This window comes from Hymenobacter qilianensis (assembly GCF_014489555.1).
In the GTDB taxonomy this organism is placed as follows: Bacteria; Bacteroidota; Bacteroidia; order Cytophagales; family Hymenobacteraceae; genus Hymenobacter; species Hymenobacter qilianensis.
The window spans coordinates 339,530-355,356 of the sequence record NZ_CP060784.1; the positions used below are offsets into that span (position 1 = coordinate 339,530).

The window sequence follows — 15,827 nt, forward strand, 5'->3', positions numbered from 1 at the left end:
CCTTTTTGTGCTTTTGGTGTTTGAATTGCACAATTATTTGCCCCCCAGCAGCAGCTTCACATAGAAACTGGGCTGCCGCAGCCGCTCGCGCAGATTCAGGTCGAGGAACATATTGCTGATGGTTTCGGCCAGCGTAGGATTGTTGGCGGCGCGATTAGCTACCACATTAAACAGCCACGGAAACGCCAGCAGGCGCTGCATCGCCCGGCTCAAGCGCAGTTCCTGCCATAGCCGATTGTATACGGCCGCGTCGTAGCCTTTGAGGAAATCAGCGGAGAAATTATGCGCGGCTAAGGCGCGGCTGGCCCAATCGGCAGCGTGGCGGCCGCTGACCATAGCGTGGCTGATACCTTCACCGGAAAATGGGTCGATGAGGGAGCCCGCATCGCCGAGCAGCATGTAGGCCTCGCCTGAGAGAGAGCGGCGCTTGGAGCCCAATGGTAAGCCGAACCCGCGCACCGGCCCCAGGCGCTCCGCGTCTTTGAATCGCTCGCGCAGGGCGGGGTGCGTTTCCAGGATTTCCGCGAGCCGCTGCCGTAGGTTTATCTTCTTCTGCGACACGGTTTTGCTCAGCATTCCCACACCCACGTTGGCCTGCCCATTAGGCAAGGGAAAAACCCACAAGTAGCCGGGCAAAAACTCTTTGATAAAGTGCAGCTCGATAAAGTTGTCTTTGCTCAGGCCCGTCACGCCCTGATAATATGCCCGCAAACCCGCGCAATGATGGTCAGGCTCCAGTTGATGGCCGCCAATCTGGCGTGCAAACGCTGATTGCGCTCCGTTGGCCACGAGTAGCAGCTTGGCTTTAATTTCCACCGCTCCATCCGAAGTGCGTAAGTGCCAGCGGCCGTCAGCGGTACGCTCGTGGTGGGTGATGTCCACAGATTCCAGCAGCTCGATTTCGGGACGCTGGCGGACTTCATTTACCAAGAAATTATCAAAATCGATGCGCTTGGCGATGTGGCCAGCGGCGGGGTCGGTGGCTTTGTTGAAGTTGGGCCGAAACGGAATACCAAGGCGACGACCGTTGGGCGCAAAAAAGTCGATGCCCCAGGCGGGTAGCTGCGCGGCATCGGCGGCGAGTCTGGGGGGCAAATTTTCGTTGATACGGCGCAGCTCGCTCACTACTTTGCCGCTGAGCGCATCGCCGCAAATTTTGTCGCGGGGGAAGGTGGCGCGGTCGAGCAGCAGGCAGCGCTGGCCGGCGTTGGCCAGGTGCAGAGCCGCCGTAGCGCCGCCCGGTCCGGCCCCCAGAATGCAGATATCAATTTCACGCATAAGTCGGGGGCGAAGGTACGATGCCTTTTGAATGACAAGTAGCTGCCTCGCTCCGATTGGTTAGCGGATAATGCCCAGCCTTACTACCTTCGCCCACATGACAAAACTGCTCGACGGAAAAACCGCCCTCATCACTGGCGCCTCCAAAGGAATCGGCCGCGCTATTGCTACCCATTTCGCCCAACTTGGCGCCAATATCGCCTTCACTTACCTTTCCAGTGTGGAGAAAGGCCAACAGCTCGAACAGGAGCTTGCCGCCCACGGCACCAAAATCAAAGGCTTCCGCTCCGACGCCTCCGTGTATGCCGATGCTGAGAAGCTGGTCGATGATGTGATGACGGAATTTGGCCGCCTGGATATTCTGGTCAATAATGCTGGTATCACGCAGGATGGTTTGCTCATGCGCATGAGCGAACAGAACTGGGACCAGGTGCTGGCCGTCAACCTCAAATCGGTGTTCAACCTGACCAAAGCCGCCATCAAGCCCATGATGCGCGCCAAAGCCGGCAGTATCATAAATATGACATCCGTAGTAGGTATTAAAGGCAATGCGGGCCAGGCCAATTACGCAGCATCCAAGTCGGGTATTATTGGCTTCACCAAATCCGTGGCGCTGGAACTGGGCTCGCGCAATATTCGCTGCAACGCCATTGCCCCCGGCTTCATCGAAACCGAAATGACCGACGCCCTCGACCCCAAGCAAGTGGACGAGTGGCGCAAAGCCATTCCGCTCAAGCGAGGCGGCACCCCCGAAGATGTGGCCAAAGCCACCGCCTTCCTGGCTTCCGATGACAGCAGCTATATCACCGGTCAAGTGCTTCAGGTTGATGGCGGTATGCTGACCTAAACGTTAAGCTCACAAGCTAGCTTTAGTTTAAATAACCGTCATGCCGAGGCGGAGCCGAAGCATCTCGCGTGCTGATGTTGGGTTATTAATCCAGCTAAACACGCGAGATGCTTCGGCTCCGCCTCGGCATGACGGTTTTTAGTTATCATAGCTAATCTTACTGCTTCTGTGAGTAGCGATTAATAAGTCAGCTATCTTCTCCCCTCTTTTAGCAATTCAACATCCCTACTCTTCAACTCCCTAACTTCGCCACCAATCCCAGCATTTTCGGAGCCTTGTCTAAGGCACGCAACTCTATAGCCTATTTCGGGGTTTTTGGTACTCACACTCGCTGCTATTCTTTCTTTGGTTTCTGTCGCTGCTTCTCCCTGGTTGATTTTGTTGTGCCTGGCCGTGGGCGCGGGCTACGCGGCCCTGCTCTACTCGGCTAAAGCGCCCTGGAGCAAGGCCCTGAACTATGGGCTGGCCGCGTTGCGCTTCGTGGTCGTGAGCTTTCTGTGCTTTCTGCTGCTCTCGCCCTTCGTCAAAACGACCACGACCACGACTGAAGCGCCCACCATTATCTTGGCCGTCGATAACTCTCAGTCGGTGGGGCTTTTTACGCCGGCGGCGGTGCTGCGCCAAGCTACTACTGGCTTGCAGCAATTGGCTACTACATTGCAAGAAAAGGGGTTTCGGGTCGAGACGCAGATTTTGCCCCCCAGCCCGGCCCGTGCTGTCCGGCCCGATTCGGTGCGGTTTCAGGCACCTGCCACCGACCTGGACGGCTTGCTGACCAACGTGCGTGAGGGCTACGAAGGCCGCAATCTGGCCGGTGTGGTGCTCGTGTCGGATGGACTGGTGAACCAGGGCCGCTCGCCAGTATATTCCGAATTCAACTTCCCGATTTACAGCGTGGCCGTGGGCGACACGGTTCCTAAGCGCGACCTGAGTGTGCCCACGCTGAACTACAACCGGGTGGCTTTCAGCGGCAACCGCTTCCCGATTGAGGCCGAAATCGGATACGAAGGTTTTGGCGGCGGCACAGCTACGGTGCAGCTGCGCGAAAATGGCCGGGTGCTGCAAACCAAGCAGGTGAATTTGCCCCCCGGTCGGCGCCGGCAGAAAGCCACCTTCCTGCTGACTGCTCCGGCTCCCGGTAAGCGTCGCTACGAAGTTGCTATTCAGCCTCAATCCGGCGAATTTACGCCCCTCAATAACAGCCGCAACGCCTACATCGAAGTAGTGAAGGGCAAGCTGAAAGTGCTGCTGGCAGGCGCTGCGCCCCACCCGGATATCAAGGCGCTGCGGGGGGCAATTCTGCAGAATGACAACTTCGACCTGACCATTTATCTGCCTGGCATTGCGCCTCTCAAAGCCCAGGATTATGATGTGGCCATTTTGCACCAATTGCCGGCCCGCACGGGCGAAGGCGCCGACGTACTGGCCCAGGTGCGAAATCGTCGCATTCCGGCGCTCTTTATCATTGGCGCGCAGTCCGATTTGAATGCCTACAATAACCTTGGTGCCGGCCTTACCGTCGCGCCGCGCGGGCAGCAGACGGATGAGGTGACACCCGTGTTGAATGCGTCATTTTCGCGGTTTTCGTTTGAAGAAGATGCCTTGCGACGCTTCGCGGCGTATCCGCCCGCGCCGGTGCCGTTTGGCGAGTATCGTTTGGGCGGCGGGGCCGAAGTAGCGCTGTATCAGCAGGTAGGGCGGCTGAAAACGCAGAAACCACTGCTGGTGTTTGGGGGCTCGCCCGAGCAGCGCCGCGCTACCCTGCTCACCGACGGCGGCTGGCAATGGCGCCTGCAGGAAGCCGCCGACCACGCCGACCGCCCCGACGCTTACGACCGCCTTATCACCCGCACACTTCAGCTGCTGACGGCCAACGCCAACAAGAAGCGCCTCGACGTGTATCCCACCCAGGATGCCTTCACCACAGCCGACGAAATCACATTTGGGGCCGAAACCTACAACGCCATTTTCGAGCGCATCTACGGCCAGCAAATAGAGCTGACGCTCACCGACGAGCAGCAGCGCACCCGCAACTACTCCTTCACGAATAGCGAGGACGGCGCGCCGTTGCGCCTCGGCACCTTGCCCGGCGGCGTGTACCGCTACGTGGCCCGCGCCACGCTTGGGGGGCAAAATCAGCAGGATCGGGGCGAGCTACTGGTGCAGGAGCAGCAGCTGGAAGCCCTCAACGCCCGCGCCGACCACAACTTACTCTACCAACTCGCCCGTCGCAGCGGCTCGCGTCTGTACTATCCGCAGCAGTTCGACCAGCTCAGCCAAGATATTCAGAAAGCCAACTACAAGCCCGTGATTTACAGCCAGGAAAGCATCAAGGACCTGATAAATCTGAAGTGGCTGTTTTTCCTGTTGATGGCGCTGGTAACGGCTGAATGGGCGGCGCGCAAGTATTCGGGGGCATTTAATCGATCTGAAACTCCATTATTGGACCATAAACACTTCGTTTAACATGTCCATACCAGGAACGGTCGGATGCGAATAAGCGTCTCTATGGCTAGCTACAATATCTCCCCTACTTTGCTTACCCTATGAAATCCGCCCTTTTCTACACCTTCGCGCTAATTGCCTTACTGACCAGCTGCGAGCAGGCGCCCGCCGAACACGCGCAGGCCGCCGTTTCGGAATACGTGCAGCAGGGCATGAGCAAAACGGGCAACTACCGCTCCGAAACCTTTTACATTCAACCCTTTACCCGCCAGGACTCAATTGCCTATGTGGTGAAAGTGAATCAGCGCAACGAGGCCGCTGTTACGGCCGTGGCTAACAACGCGCAGGCCCCAACGGCGGACTTTACTCGTCGGGCTCAGGAGCGGCAGCAGTTGCTGGCGCGGCAGGCCGACACGTCGCGCATCGGTCTTTTCGTGCGCCATGTGTACCGCAGCGAAGACGGCGACGGAACCACACATCGTGACAGTGTAGATGCCGTGGTGTACCCGCCGCGCGACGTTGTGGTGCTGTTCAGTGGTCAGGTGGCGCTACAGCCAGCCAATCGCATAAAGGCCGAATAAAAGCCCCCCAGCCGCCTACTTTCTCCTTTTAGCTGAGTTCTAGCGCTAAAGCGGCTGCTTCTGCCGACCTTTGCTTTTTCGCTGCCTTTTGCGAAACTTGATTGAGGGCAGGGAAATCAAATCTGCTTTTACCTTTCCGCCTCATGCGCTACGTCCTGCTCAACAAACCTTTCGAAGTTCTTACCCAATTCACGGACGAAAACGGCCGCGCCACTCTTAAGGACTTCGTACCCATCCCTAAGATTTACCCCGTTGGTCGGCTGGATTTTGACAGCGAAGGTCTCGTGTTACTCACCGACGACAAGCCCCTGCAGCATCGCCTGTCGGAGCCGCGCTTTAAGGTGCCGAAAACATACTGGGTGCAGGTAGAAGGCGTACCCACGGAAGAAGCAATAGCTACTTTGCGGCGGGGCGTTGACATCAAAACCAGCTTCACGGCACCGGCCGAAGTAGAACTGCTGCCCGAGCCACCGGCTATCTGGGAGCGCGCTAAGCCTATCCGCTTCCGGGCGAATATTCCTACATCCTGGCTGCAAATCACGATTTCGCAGGGCATTAACCGGCAGGTACGCAAGATGACGGCCGCTGTAGGGTTTCCTACGCTACGCCTCGTTCGGGTGAAAATTGCTCATTTGGAAGTAGAAAATTTGGCCCCCGGACAATGGCGCGAGCTAACTGCCCCGGAAGCAGCCAAATTGAAAGCGGCTTTTTCGGCTACCAAAATGCCCGCTGAGCGTCAGGTGCAGTCGAAAGAGGCGAAAAGCAAAACCGCTTCCGGCCTTGCCGCACCCGGCCCTGGTGCGCCGGCCCGCAAAACCTTCAAGCCGGCTTCCTCTAGTTTTAAGCGCCCCGCCGGCTCAGATCAAGGCCCGAAAGGCTCCGGCGACCGACCAAAGCGCGGCCCCAAAACTTCCCGCCCCCGATGAAACGCCGCTGGCTGACCGCGGGTGCGTTGGCCTTCGTACTGGTCAACGCGGTAGCCTTCTTTCATGCCTGGCGCTTCACCCATTTCTCCGACGAAACCGGCGCCAAGCAGGCTAGTCCGGAGCAGCTTTCCGCTTTGCAGAAGGCGGCTTTGTTGCTCACGGGCGTTCAGAACCCCAAGCCGGTTAATCAGGCCACGCCAACCAAACGGTTGTGCTGAACAGCCCCAATGGGCGGCTGGAAGCCTGGTTTGGCCCCGTGTCCGATGCGCTGGGCCAAGTGGCGCTGTTTCACGGCTATACCGGCGACAAGTCGAAGCTCCTGACGGAGGCGGAGTTTTTCCGGAATCAGGGTTTTTCGGTTTTGCTGCTCGACTTTGCTGGCAATGGCGGCTCCGAAGGCGTGCAGACCACCGTGGGCTACCGCGAAGCCGACGACGTAGCCGCCGCTTTCGCGTTTTTGAAAGCGCAGCAGCCAGCGGCACCGCTCTTTGTGTATGGGGTTTCGATGGGCGCGGTGGCAATTCTAAGGGCGGAGAGCGAACTGGGCGTGCGGCCGACGGCGGCTATCCTGGAATGCCCCTACGGCAGCATGCTCCAGACTGCCAAAAACCGCTTTCATGCCCTGCAAGTGCCGGCTTTTCCGCTCGCTAACCTGCTGGTATTCTGGGGCGGCGTGCAAAACGGCTTCTGGGCTTTCGACCTCGATGCCCGCGCTTACGCCCGCCGCATTCAAACGCCCACGCTCCTACTCTACGGCCTCACCGACCCGCGCGTAACGCGTGAGGAAACAGACGCCATCTACGCCGCCCTCAGTGGCCCGAAGCAGCGCCGCTACTTTGCAGGCGTAGGCCACGAGCCTTATCACAGTAAGCACCAAGTAGCTTGGCGCAGCACTATTCAACGGTTTTTGCAGCGCAACATGCTGTAAAAAAGCCCCCCAGCCGCTTTCTCTGTTCTGAAGTAATGCAACCAGAACGTCATGCAGAACGCCGTGAAACATCTCGCCAGCGGTAGTCAGGATTATTAACTTTACATCAGCACGCGAGATGCTTCACGGCGTTCTGCATGACAAGCGATACTATAGGGGCGAGGCTCAGCTTTAATTCAAAACTACTCTAGCAATTCATCTACCTGACAGGTGCCGACAACTCTATGCTTACCACAAAGCCAGAGCGGCGGGAAATGGCTGGTTGAGGTATTCAAAAATGACAATGTGTCACGGAAATGGGCTGATTCAGCGGCTGGTACGCTGCTTGTCATTCACCCCACGCGAGCAAATCGCACGATACACTCTGACATTTCCACTTACTTAACTATACCATTCAGATGGGCAAAATAATTGGTATTGACCTCGGCACCACGAACTCCTGTGTGGCCGTTATGGAAGGCAACGAGCCGGTGGTTATTCCGAATAGCGAAGGCCGCCGTACGACGCCATCCATTGTAGCGTTTCTGGACGGGGGCAAAGGCGAGCGTAAAGTTGGTGACCCGGCTAAGCGTCAGGCCATTACCAACCCGCAGAATACGATTCAGTCGATTAAGCGCTTTATGGGCCGTGGCTTCGGCGAAGTAACTGAGGAATCGAAAATGGTTTCTTATGCTTTGGAGCGTGGCTCTAATAGCACAGTGGCTGTAAAAATTGGCGACCGGCAGTACACGCCGCAGGAGATTTCAGCAATGGTGCTTCAGAAAATGAAGCAGACTGCTGAAGACTATCTGGGCCAGACTGTTACGGAAGCCGTTATTACGGTTCCGGCTTACTTCAACGATGCTCAGCGTCAGGCTACGAAAGAAGCTGGTGCTATTGCTGGCCTTGATGTAAAGCGTATTATCAACGAGCCTACGGCAGCTGCGCTGGCTTACGGCCTCGATAAGAAGCACAAAGACCAAAAAATCGCGGTGTATGACCTCGGCGGTGGTACGTTCGATATTTCTATTCTGGAGCTTGGCGACGGGGTATTTGAAGTACTAAGCACCAACGGCGACACGCACTTAGGTGGTGACGACTTCGACCAGGTTATCATTAACTTCCTCGCCGACCAGTTCAAGAGCGACAACGAAGGCCTCGACCTGCGCCAGGATCCAATGGCTCTGCAGCGCTTGAAAGAAGCCGCTGAAAAAGCCAAAGTGGAGCTTTCCAGCTCGACTGAGACTGAAATTAACTTGCCTTATGTAACGGCTACCGCTTCGGGTCCAAAGCACTTGGTGGTAAAACTGAGCCGCGCTAAGTTCGAGCAGCTTGCCGACAACTTAGTGAAGCGCTCGATGGAGCCTTGCAAAAAAGCCCTCCAGGATGCTGGCTTGAGCACTTCGGATATCGATGAAGTAATCTTGGTAGGTGGCTCGACTCGTATTCCACGCATTCAGGAAGAAGTAGAGAAGTTCTTTGGCAAAAAGCCTTCGAAAGGTGTAAACCCCGATGAAGTAGTAGCCATCGGTGCTGCTATCCAAGGTGGTGTATTGACCGGTGAAGTAAAAGACGTGCTTCTGCTCGACGTGACCCCGCTTTCGCTGGGCATTGAGACCATGGGCGGCGTAATGACCAAGCTCATCGAGTCGAACACCACGATTCCGACCAAGAAATCGGAGACGTTCTCGACTGCTTCTGACAACCAGCCTTCCGTGGAGATTCACGTGCTGCAAGGCGAGCGCCCATTGGCTTCGCAGAACCGCACCATCGGTCGTTTCCACCTCGACAGCATTCCGCCAGCACCCCGTGGCGTACCGCAGATCGAAGTAACATTCGACATTGATGCCAACGGTATCCTGCACGTATCGGCCAAGGACAAAGGCACTGGTAAAGAGCAGAAAATCCGCATCGAAGCCAGCAGCGGCCTGACCGACGCCGATATCGAGCGGATGCGCAACGAGGCGAAAGCCAACGAAGAAAGCGACAAGCAGGAGAAAGAGCGTATTGAGAAGGTGAACGCTGCCGACTCGATGATCTTCCAGACTGAGAAGCAGCTTTCGGAGTATGGCGATAAGCTGAGTGGCGGCAACAAGACGGCCATCGAGAATGCGCTTGCTGACCTGAAGAAGGCGCACGAAAGCAAAGACCTCGGTGCTATCGAAGCCGCAATGACCGCTATCAATGCTGCATGGCAGGCTGCCTCGCAAGAGATGTATGCCGCTACGCAAGGTCAGGACCAGGGCCAGCCGCAAGGCTACCCCGGTGGCGAAGGCCAGCCAAACGGCAACGGCCAGCAAGGCCAGCCTGCTGATAACGTGACCGACGTTGACTACGAAGAAGTAGGCGGCAACAAGTAAGTTGCCGATGATAATAAAGCCCCCAGCCGCTGGTTGGGGGGCTTTTTTGTTGTATAGTCTCACTGTGGAGACGCGATACTTCGCGTCTGATCGTTGCTGACCTTGTTTCGTTAGCGCATTTTTAGTTGTTCAACCATTAGACGCGAAGTATCGCGTCTCTACATCATTCACTTAAATTTCCGGAAATAACAGCGTCACTAACACATGAATTTCATCATCGCTGGGGCGGGAATTGGAGGATTGGCCACGGCTTTGGCATTGCGTCAGCAAAACCATGGAGTGCAGGTAGTAGAGGCGGCCACTGAGCTGCGCGAAATTGGGGCAGGCGTAGTGCTGGGCGCCAATGCTATGCAGGCGCTGGACCGCCTGGGCGTGCACGATGCCGTGCGGGCTGCCGGGTTTCCTATTACCCGCATCAGCCTGCTTGACCGCCACGGCCGCATACTCAACGATATTGACACCACGCCCTTCACCCGCCGCATCGGCTACGAAAACCTCGCCATTCACCGCGCCGACTTGCAGCGTATTCTGCTGGCAAATTTGCCCCCCGGCATCGTGCAGCTAGGCAAGTCGCTGGAACGGTTTGAGGAAAAAGACAACCACGTAACTACCTACTTCACCGATGGCAGCCACCTTAAAGGGCAGGCGTTGATTGGGGCAGACGGAATTCGCTCCCGCGTGCGTCAGCAACTGCTTCCCGCGAGTCGGGCGCGCTACGCGGGCTACACCTGCTGGCGCGGCGTAATCGAAGCTCAGTCGCTGGGGTTACCGGCGGGACGCTCCACCGAAACCTGGGGCGGCAACGGGCGCTTTGGCGTGGTACCGTTAGGCAATGGACAGGTCTATTGGTTTGCCTGCATTAATAGCGCGCAAGCTCAGAATCCGCACTATCGCGCCTTCCGGCTAACTGATTTGCAGCGCCATTTCGCCGATTACCACCCCCCTATTCCGGAGCTGCTGGCCCTTACCACGGACGAGCAGGTTATCTGGGGAGATATCATTGATTTGAAGCCGTTGAAGCGCTTTCACTTCGGTCGTGTGCTGCTGCTGGGTGATGCGGCCCACGCCACCACGCCCAATATGGGGCAGGGCGCAGGCCAGGCCGTAGAAGATGCAGCCGTATTGGCCAGCTGTTTGGCCCAGGCAAAAGGCATCGAATCCGCCTTTCAAGCCTTTGACCATCAACGGCGCCCACGCACAACCCGCATTGTAAATCAGTCGTGGCAGTTGGGGAAAGTGGCCCAAATGGAACAGCCGTGGCTGGTGAGCCTGCGCAACGCCGTCATGCGCCGCGTGCCGGCCTCGGTGAACAACCGGCAAATGGAGTTTCTGTACAAAACTGATATTTAAGTCGCTAGCTCTTTCTTTTGGCCTGCGGCTTCCTCTAATTCCTCTTCACGCTCCTCCTGGAAGCCCTCCTTTATCTTTTCAGCGGCCTCTTCGTGATCCTCTTCGTCAGCTTGCTCCGCATTCTCCTTCTGAATGTGCTTATCGTGCGGTTCGTAGCTGAGCTTGATGTAGATGGGAAAATGATCGGAGCCAACGTAGTTCAGGCGTTGAATATCGTCTACTTTGAAGTCAGGCGACACGAATACGTGGTCGAGGGGCCAGCGCAGAAGGGAATAATCGGCGTGGAAAGTAGGCAACAGACCGCGGCCCACGCGCGGGTCCATCAGGCCGCTGATGCGCCGAAACAGCTCAGACGTGTGTGACCATGCCACGTCGTTCATATCGCCAAAAACGACTGTAGGTTCGTCTTTCTTTTCTATTTCTTTGCCTACCAACAGCAATTCAGCATCGCGCTTGGTGCTGGTTTTGGCTTCCTGAGGCGCTGGTGGTTTGGGGTGCAGGCCATACAGCCGAATCCACGTTTTGCCGTCGGGAAGCTGCACGTGGGTGTGCAAGGAAGGCACGTCATCATCGAGCAGATACTTGACGTGACAGTCGCGGACGGGCAGCCGCGAGAAGAACAGCAGGCCGTAAGTGTTGTCGAGCGGCTCGTGGCAAGTATAAGGGTGCGTTTTCTCCAGCGGGCGCAGCTGCTCGAGCCACCATTTATCGGTTTCTACGGCCATAATAATATCCGGGTCAATGCGCTCAAGCTCGGCCAGGGCTTCTTTGCCTTGCTTATTGTACTGAAGCACGTTCATCACGGCCAGGCTGAGATGGCGCCCGTCGTCGGGCTGGGTACTATCGCCCACTTGCTTGCCAGCCAGCGGAGTGTAGGGCACGATACGAATCAGTTGGTACACCACGGCAACGGCTAGCGCTACCAACAGGCCTATGCCCCAATAGTCAGGCAATTTGTGCCATTCCAGTACCAATCCGGCGGCAAGGGTAAGCAGGGCCAGACCAACAATTTGCAGACGTGGAAAGTCAAAAACCCGAATCCACCAGGCCTCCTCGCGTAGCAAAGGAAGAAGTGTGGCCACGAGCGCCGCAACCGAGAGCAGCAGCACGAGGCCGTGCGCAAGCAAAATCCAAAGTGGCGCGTCGAGGTCAGGCATGGGGCAGAAAATGTTCGGAATTTAAAATTTAATTGGTGAAAGAAAAAGCCCCCCAGCCGCCGCTGGGGGGCTTTTTCAGCTATTCTTCATTGAAGCCGCCCTTCCGCAGCTCATCAATTGTGCGCATCACTTTATCCTTCAGTGAGGTACGGTATTTCTCCAGCGCATCTACCAGGCGGGCATTGGTCAGGCCCAGAATCTGCGTAGCCAAGATGGCAGCATTGGTAGCTCCGTCAATCGCAACGGTGGCCACGGGCACACCGGCCGGCATTTGCAGCATGGAAAGCACCGAATCGAGGCCGCGAATGGAAGTAGAAGAGTTGATGGGCACGCCGATAACGGGCAGCGTGGTGAAAGCGGCCACCATGCCGGGCAGGTGAGCCGCCCCGCCCCCACCGGCAATAAGCACGCGCAAGCCACGCTTGCGGGCCGATTCGGCATAATCAATCAGACGGTGCGGGGTGCGGTGAGCCGACACCAGGGTGAATTCATGGGGAATATTGAACTGCCGAAACAGCTCGGCGGCGGCCATCATTACTTTGATATCAGACTGACTGCCCATAATGATGCCCACAATAGGGTTATCACGGGTTTCTTCAACAGGGCTCGGGGTAGCGGGAGTAGCGGGTGCGTTTGGGCTCATAGAAACAAAAGGAAACGATACGAGCCTCTTACGGCTGTATGCGACTTGTACGCGGCATTACTTCCGCGGTTGGTTCGTCAAACATAGCACTTTCCCGCCTTGCACCTCTCCTGCCGCCTCGTACCTTTATTCGCCTTTACCATGCCCCGCGCTTCATGGAAATTCTGCTTGCCACGTTTACTACGCTGTTTTCGGTCGTCAATCCCTTCGGGGCCATGCCCGTTTTTCTGACCCTGACCGAAGAAGATTCGGCCCAGGAGCGTCGCCAAATTGGACTGCGGGCCTGCCTTTACATGATAGCCGTGCTGACCGTGTCGTTTTTTGCGGGCCAGTATGTGCTCAATTTTTTCGGCATCAATATTCACCATCTGCGCATTGCGGGGGCATTTTGCTGATGCGTTCGGCCTTTGATCTGCTCACGCCCGGCGGCAACCGCGACCGGGTGTCGCCGGCCGCGCTGGAGGAGAGCATGCACAAGAACGACATTTCCTTTACACCGCTGGCCATGCCCATGCTTTCCGGCCCCGGCTCTATTGCGGTGTGTATCAGCTTATTCACGGAGCGCCTCAGCTACTTCGATATGGGCCTGATTTTCGTGGGCTTCGTGCTGGTAGCCCTGGCCGCTTATATTATTCTGATGTCGTCATTGCGGCTCACGCGCTTTCTGGGGCGACCCGGCATGGCCGCCTTGGCGCGGATTATGGGCTTTATTACGCTGGCCATTGGGGTCAACTTTATGGCTACGGCAATTAAGGCGCTGTTCCAGGAGTAGCTGAAACCAGCGGCTTTTGTTGGCTTCTGGGAAGCTGGTTGGCTAACAAGTTTGCGGGTTGTTGCAGCTATTGCCCTGGCTACGGCTGCATTCCTGCGTTGCTAACCGTACCTTTGCCTTCACGCCGCCTTCCGGCATAGCATCCGCTCAAATCAGCAAACCCTGTGATTAAAAACGACCTCTTACTTCGGGCCGCCCGCGGCGAACAAACCGAGCGTACGCCCGTGTGGCTGATGCGCCAGGCCGGCCGCATCTTGCCTGAATATCGTGCCCTGCGCGCCCGCCTCAGCGGCTTTAAGGAATTGGTTGAAACGCCCGAGCTGGCCGCCGAAGTCACGATCCAGCCCGTAGATGCCCTGGACGTAGACGCCGCCATCATTTTCTCCGACATCCTGGTAGTGCCCGACGCGATGGGCCTAACCTACGAGATGGTGGAAGCCCGCGGGCCCCTTTTCCCCGAGACCGTTCGCTCCGCCGCCGACATTCAGAAGTTGCGTATAGCTGATCCTGAGGAGCATTTGGGCTACGTGCTGGAAGCTATTCGGGTAACCAAACGGGCGCTGAATGGTCGGGTTCCGCTTATTGGCTTTGCCGGCGCCCCCTGGACTATTCTGGCTTATATGGTGGAGGGCCACGGCTCCAAAACCTTCTCCAAAGCCCGCCGCATGCTGTACGCCGAGCCCGCATTAGCGCACCAGCTACTGGAGAAAATCACCGCTACTACTATTGCCTACCTCCAGGCCCAGGTGCAGGCGGGCGCCAACCTCATTCAGGTATTCGACTCCTGGGCCGGAATTTTGCCCCCCAACCACTACCGCGAGTTCAGCACGCGCTACATTGCCCAAATCTGTGAGGCGCTACCCGATGTGCCCGTGACGGTGTTTGCCAAAGGCGCTTTTTTTGCGCTCGAAGACTTTGCCCAGCTCGATTGCCAGACCATCGGCCTCGACTGGAACCAGGACCCCCGCGCCGCCCGCGCCATCATCGGCGACAACTATACGCTGCAAGGCAACCTCGACCCTTGTGCGCTTTATGGCTCTCGCGAGCAGGTGCAGGCCGCTACCATCGAGATGCTTCGCCAGTTTGGTCCTCAGCGCCACATCGCCAACCTCGGCCACGGCGTGTACCCCGACACCGATCCGGCTAATGTGAAGGTGTTTATTCAAACCGTGAAGGAGTTCAGCGCTTTGGCCCGCGAGGGAACGATATAGTCTTCAAATTCATAAAAAAGCCCCCCAGACTATTATCTGGGGGGCTTTTTTATGAACCTATGCCTTAGTCACGTATTGAAACTGACCCTTCTTTCTGTACTATAACGCTCAATAAGCCTGCTTCCTGAGCTTCTTCCAGCAACCGGTCTTTCTCAATTGGCACCACGCCCACTTGCTCGCAAACCAACCCGCCACCCAGGTTGGCCAGAGCAGCCAACACTGGTGCCTCCAAGCCCAACGCCACGCATAAAGCAGCAATGCTGATAACGGTGTCGCCGGCGCCGGACACGTCGGAAATGGCGCGCAAGTGGGCAGGAATGTAGTTGCGGCCGGTGGCCGGAGCATCGCTGAACACGCCGCGATCGGAGAGAGTCACTAGAATGATGGCGGGCGTGAGCAACTCACGCAGACGCTGCACGGCGGCCTCAAACTGCGGACGGTCGGCGTCGGTATCATCAAAATCGAGCTTCAAGCCCTCACGCAGCTCTTTCAAATTTGGTTTGAAGAGCGTGCAGTGACGATAGGCTAAGAAGTTTTTACGCTTGGGATCAACAACAGTGGGGATGTTGCGCTGCCGGGCCTGCGCGATGAAATGCTGAATTAGGTTTTCATTGAGGACACCTTTGTCGTAGTCTTCGAACACGACCACGTCGGCTTGGGGCAACAGGGCTTCATAGCGCGCAATTAAATCGGCGGCTTCCGTGGCGTTCAGGTCCGTTTCTACCTCCGAATCAATGCGCAGCAGGTGCTGGCCGGCCGCCAGTATGCGCTGCTTTACGGTGGTTGGCCGGTGAGCGCTGCGCACAATGCCTTCCGCCGACAAGCTTTTATCTTCCAGCAAGCCCAGCAGTTGGTCGCCGCCAGCATCTTGGCCTACCACCGCGCACAGCAAAGGAGTCGCGCCCAGGGCCTGCACATTCAGCGCCACATTGGCGGCGCCGCCGAGGCGCTGCTCGGTGCGGCTTACATGCACGATGGGGACTGGTGCTTCGGGCGAAATACGGCCGGCTTTGCCCCAAACGTATGCATCCAGCATCACGTCGCCCACGATGAGGACCCTCAAATGGTTGAAAGCAGCAAATAATTCGGGCAGCGAGGTGGGCGGTACGGTGAGGGGCATTTTGACGACTTTCGACGAAGGAAGCCGCAAAGGTAGAAACTAGCCCGATGTAACGCAGTGCATCGACGCGGCCAATCGGTGCAGACGTTGCTTCAGGGATTCAACTTCTACTTCGCAAATCACCGAACAATTCGCTGGGGGGCTTTTTCACGAACGACCGCAACGAGACGCGAACAAAAGAGCAGCGCAACTAAATTCGGCGCTCCTCCATCATCCGGTTCAACGATTTC

General features: G+C 57.0%; 13 protein-coding genes and 1 pseudogene. 10 read left to right on the forward strand and 4 right to left on the reverse strand.

Annotated features, from left to right (window positions below; genetic code table 11):
• Positions 1-33 precede the first annotated feature (33 nt).
• Positions 34-1,278 carry an NAD(P)/FAD-dependent oxidoreductase gene (locus H9L05_RS01505; RefSeq protein WP_187732741.1) on the reverse strand — a complete coding sequence of 415 codons (1,245 nt, stop codon included), beginning with the start codon at positions 1,276-1,278 and terminating at the stop codon, positions 34-36.
• Between the two features lie 97 nt (positions 1,279-1,375).
• Here H9L05_RS01505 and fabG point away from each other — a divergent pair, with 97 nt between their 5' ends.
• From fabG to H9L05_RS01545, 8 genes are all read left to right on the forward strand, one after another.
• Entirely contained in the window at positions 1,376-2,125 is a 750-nt protein-coding gene (gene fabG, locus H9L05_RS01510) for a 3-oxoacyl-[acyl-carrier-protein] reductase (protein WP_187732742.1), read from the forward strand.
• Positions 2,126-2,497: 372 nt separating this feature from the next.
• Positions 2,498-4,591, forward strand: coding sequence for a VWA domain-containing protein (locus tag H9L05_RS01515; protein WP_223284668.1), 2,094 nt, complete (start codon positions 2,498-2,500; stop codon positions 4,589-4,591).
• An 80-nt stretch (positions 4,592-4,671) separates the two neighbouring features.
• On the forward strand, positions 4,672-5,151 hold the full coding sequence (locus H9L05_RS01520; RefSeq protein ID WP_187732743.1) for a hypothetical protein: 480 nt from the start codon (positions 4,672-4,674) through the stop codon (positions 5,149-5,151).
• Positions 5,152-5,294: 143 nt separating this feature from the next.
• The gene (locus H9L05_RS01525; RefSeq protein ID WP_223284669.1) at positions 5,295-6,077 is read left to right on the forward strand and encodes a pseudouridine synthase; all 783 of its coding nucleotides are present in this window, start codon (positions 5,295-5,297) and stop codon (positions 6,075-6,077) included.
• On the forward strand, positions 6,074-6,295 hold the full coding sequence (locus tag H9L05_RS01530) for a hypothetical protein (RefSeq protein ID WP_187732744.1): 222 nt from the start codon (positions 6,074-6,076) through the stop codon (positions 6,293-6,295). The genes H9L05_RS01525 and H9L05_RS01530 overlap by 4 nt, the downstream gene beginning before the upstream one ends.
• Positions 6,289-7,005, forward strand: a complete 717-nt coding sequence (locus H9L05_RS01535; protein WP_187732745.1) for an alpha/beta hydrolase — start codon at positions 6,289-6,291, stop codon at positions 7,003-7,005. The genes H9L05_RS01530 and H9L05_RS01535 overlap by 7 nt, the downstream gene beginning before the upstream one ends.
• A gap of 398 nt (positions 7,006-7,403) precedes the next feature.
• Complete coding sequence (gene dnaK, locus H9L05_RS01540) at positions 7,404-9,344, forward strand: molecular chaperone DnaK (protein WP_187732746.1); 1,941 nt, start codon at positions 7,404-7,406, stop codon at positions 9,342-9,344.
• A 204-nt stretch (positions 9,345-9,548) separates the two neighbouring features.
• Positions 9,549-10,694: an FAD-dependent monooxygenase gene (locus tag H9L05_RS01545; RefSeq protein ID WP_187732747.1), complete on the forward strand. Its 1,146-nt coding sequence runs from the start codon at positions 9,549-9,551 to the stop codon at positions 10,692-10,694.
• Here the strand turns inward: H9L05_RS01545 and H9L05_RS01550 are convergent.
• Together H9L05_RS01550 and purE are read right to left on the reverse strand one after the other, a co-directional pair.
• The gene (locus H9L05_RS01550) at positions 10,691-11,851 is read right to left on the reverse strand and encodes an endonuclease/exonuclease/phosphatase family protein (RefSeq protein WP_187732748.1); all 1,161 of its coding nucleotides are present in this window, start codon (positions 11,849-11,851) and stop codon (positions 10,691-10,693) included. The genes H9L05_RS01545 and H9L05_RS01550 overlap by 4 nt on opposite strands.
• Before the next feature lie 79 nt (positions 11,852-11,930).
• Positions 11,931-12,494 (reverse strand): 5-(carboxyamino)imidazole ribonucleotide mutase, encoded by a 564-nt coding sequence (gene purE / locus H9L05_RS01555; protein WP_187732749.1) that lies wholly within the window; start codon positions 12,492-12,494, stop codon positions 11,931-11,933.
• Positions 12,495-12,709: 215 nt separating this feature from the next.
• Between purE and H9L05_RS01560 the strand changes: the two are divergent.
• Together H9L05_RS01560 and hemE are read left to right on the forward strand one after the other, a co-directional pair.
• A pseudogene (locus tag H9L05_RS01560) lies at positions 12,710-13,266 on the forward strand (MarC family protein).
• Between the two features lie 164 nt (positions 13,267-13,430).
• Complete coding sequence (gene hemE / locus H9L05_RS01565) at positions 13,431-14,477, forward strand: uroporphyrinogen decarboxylase (RefSeq protein WP_187732750.1); 1,047 nt, start codon at positions 13,431-13,433, stop codon at positions 14,475-14,477.
• 64 nt (positions 14,478-14,541) lie between these two features.
• On the opposite strand, the gene H9L05_RS01570 is transcribed toward hemE, so the two are convergent.
• Entirely contained in the window at positions 14,542-15,597 is a 1,056-nt protein-coding gene (locus H9L05_RS01570) for a bifunctional heptose 7-phosphate kinase/heptose 1-phosphate adenyltransferase (protein ID WP_187732751.1), read from the reverse strand.
• Positions 15,598-15,827: the final 230 nt, after the last annotated feature.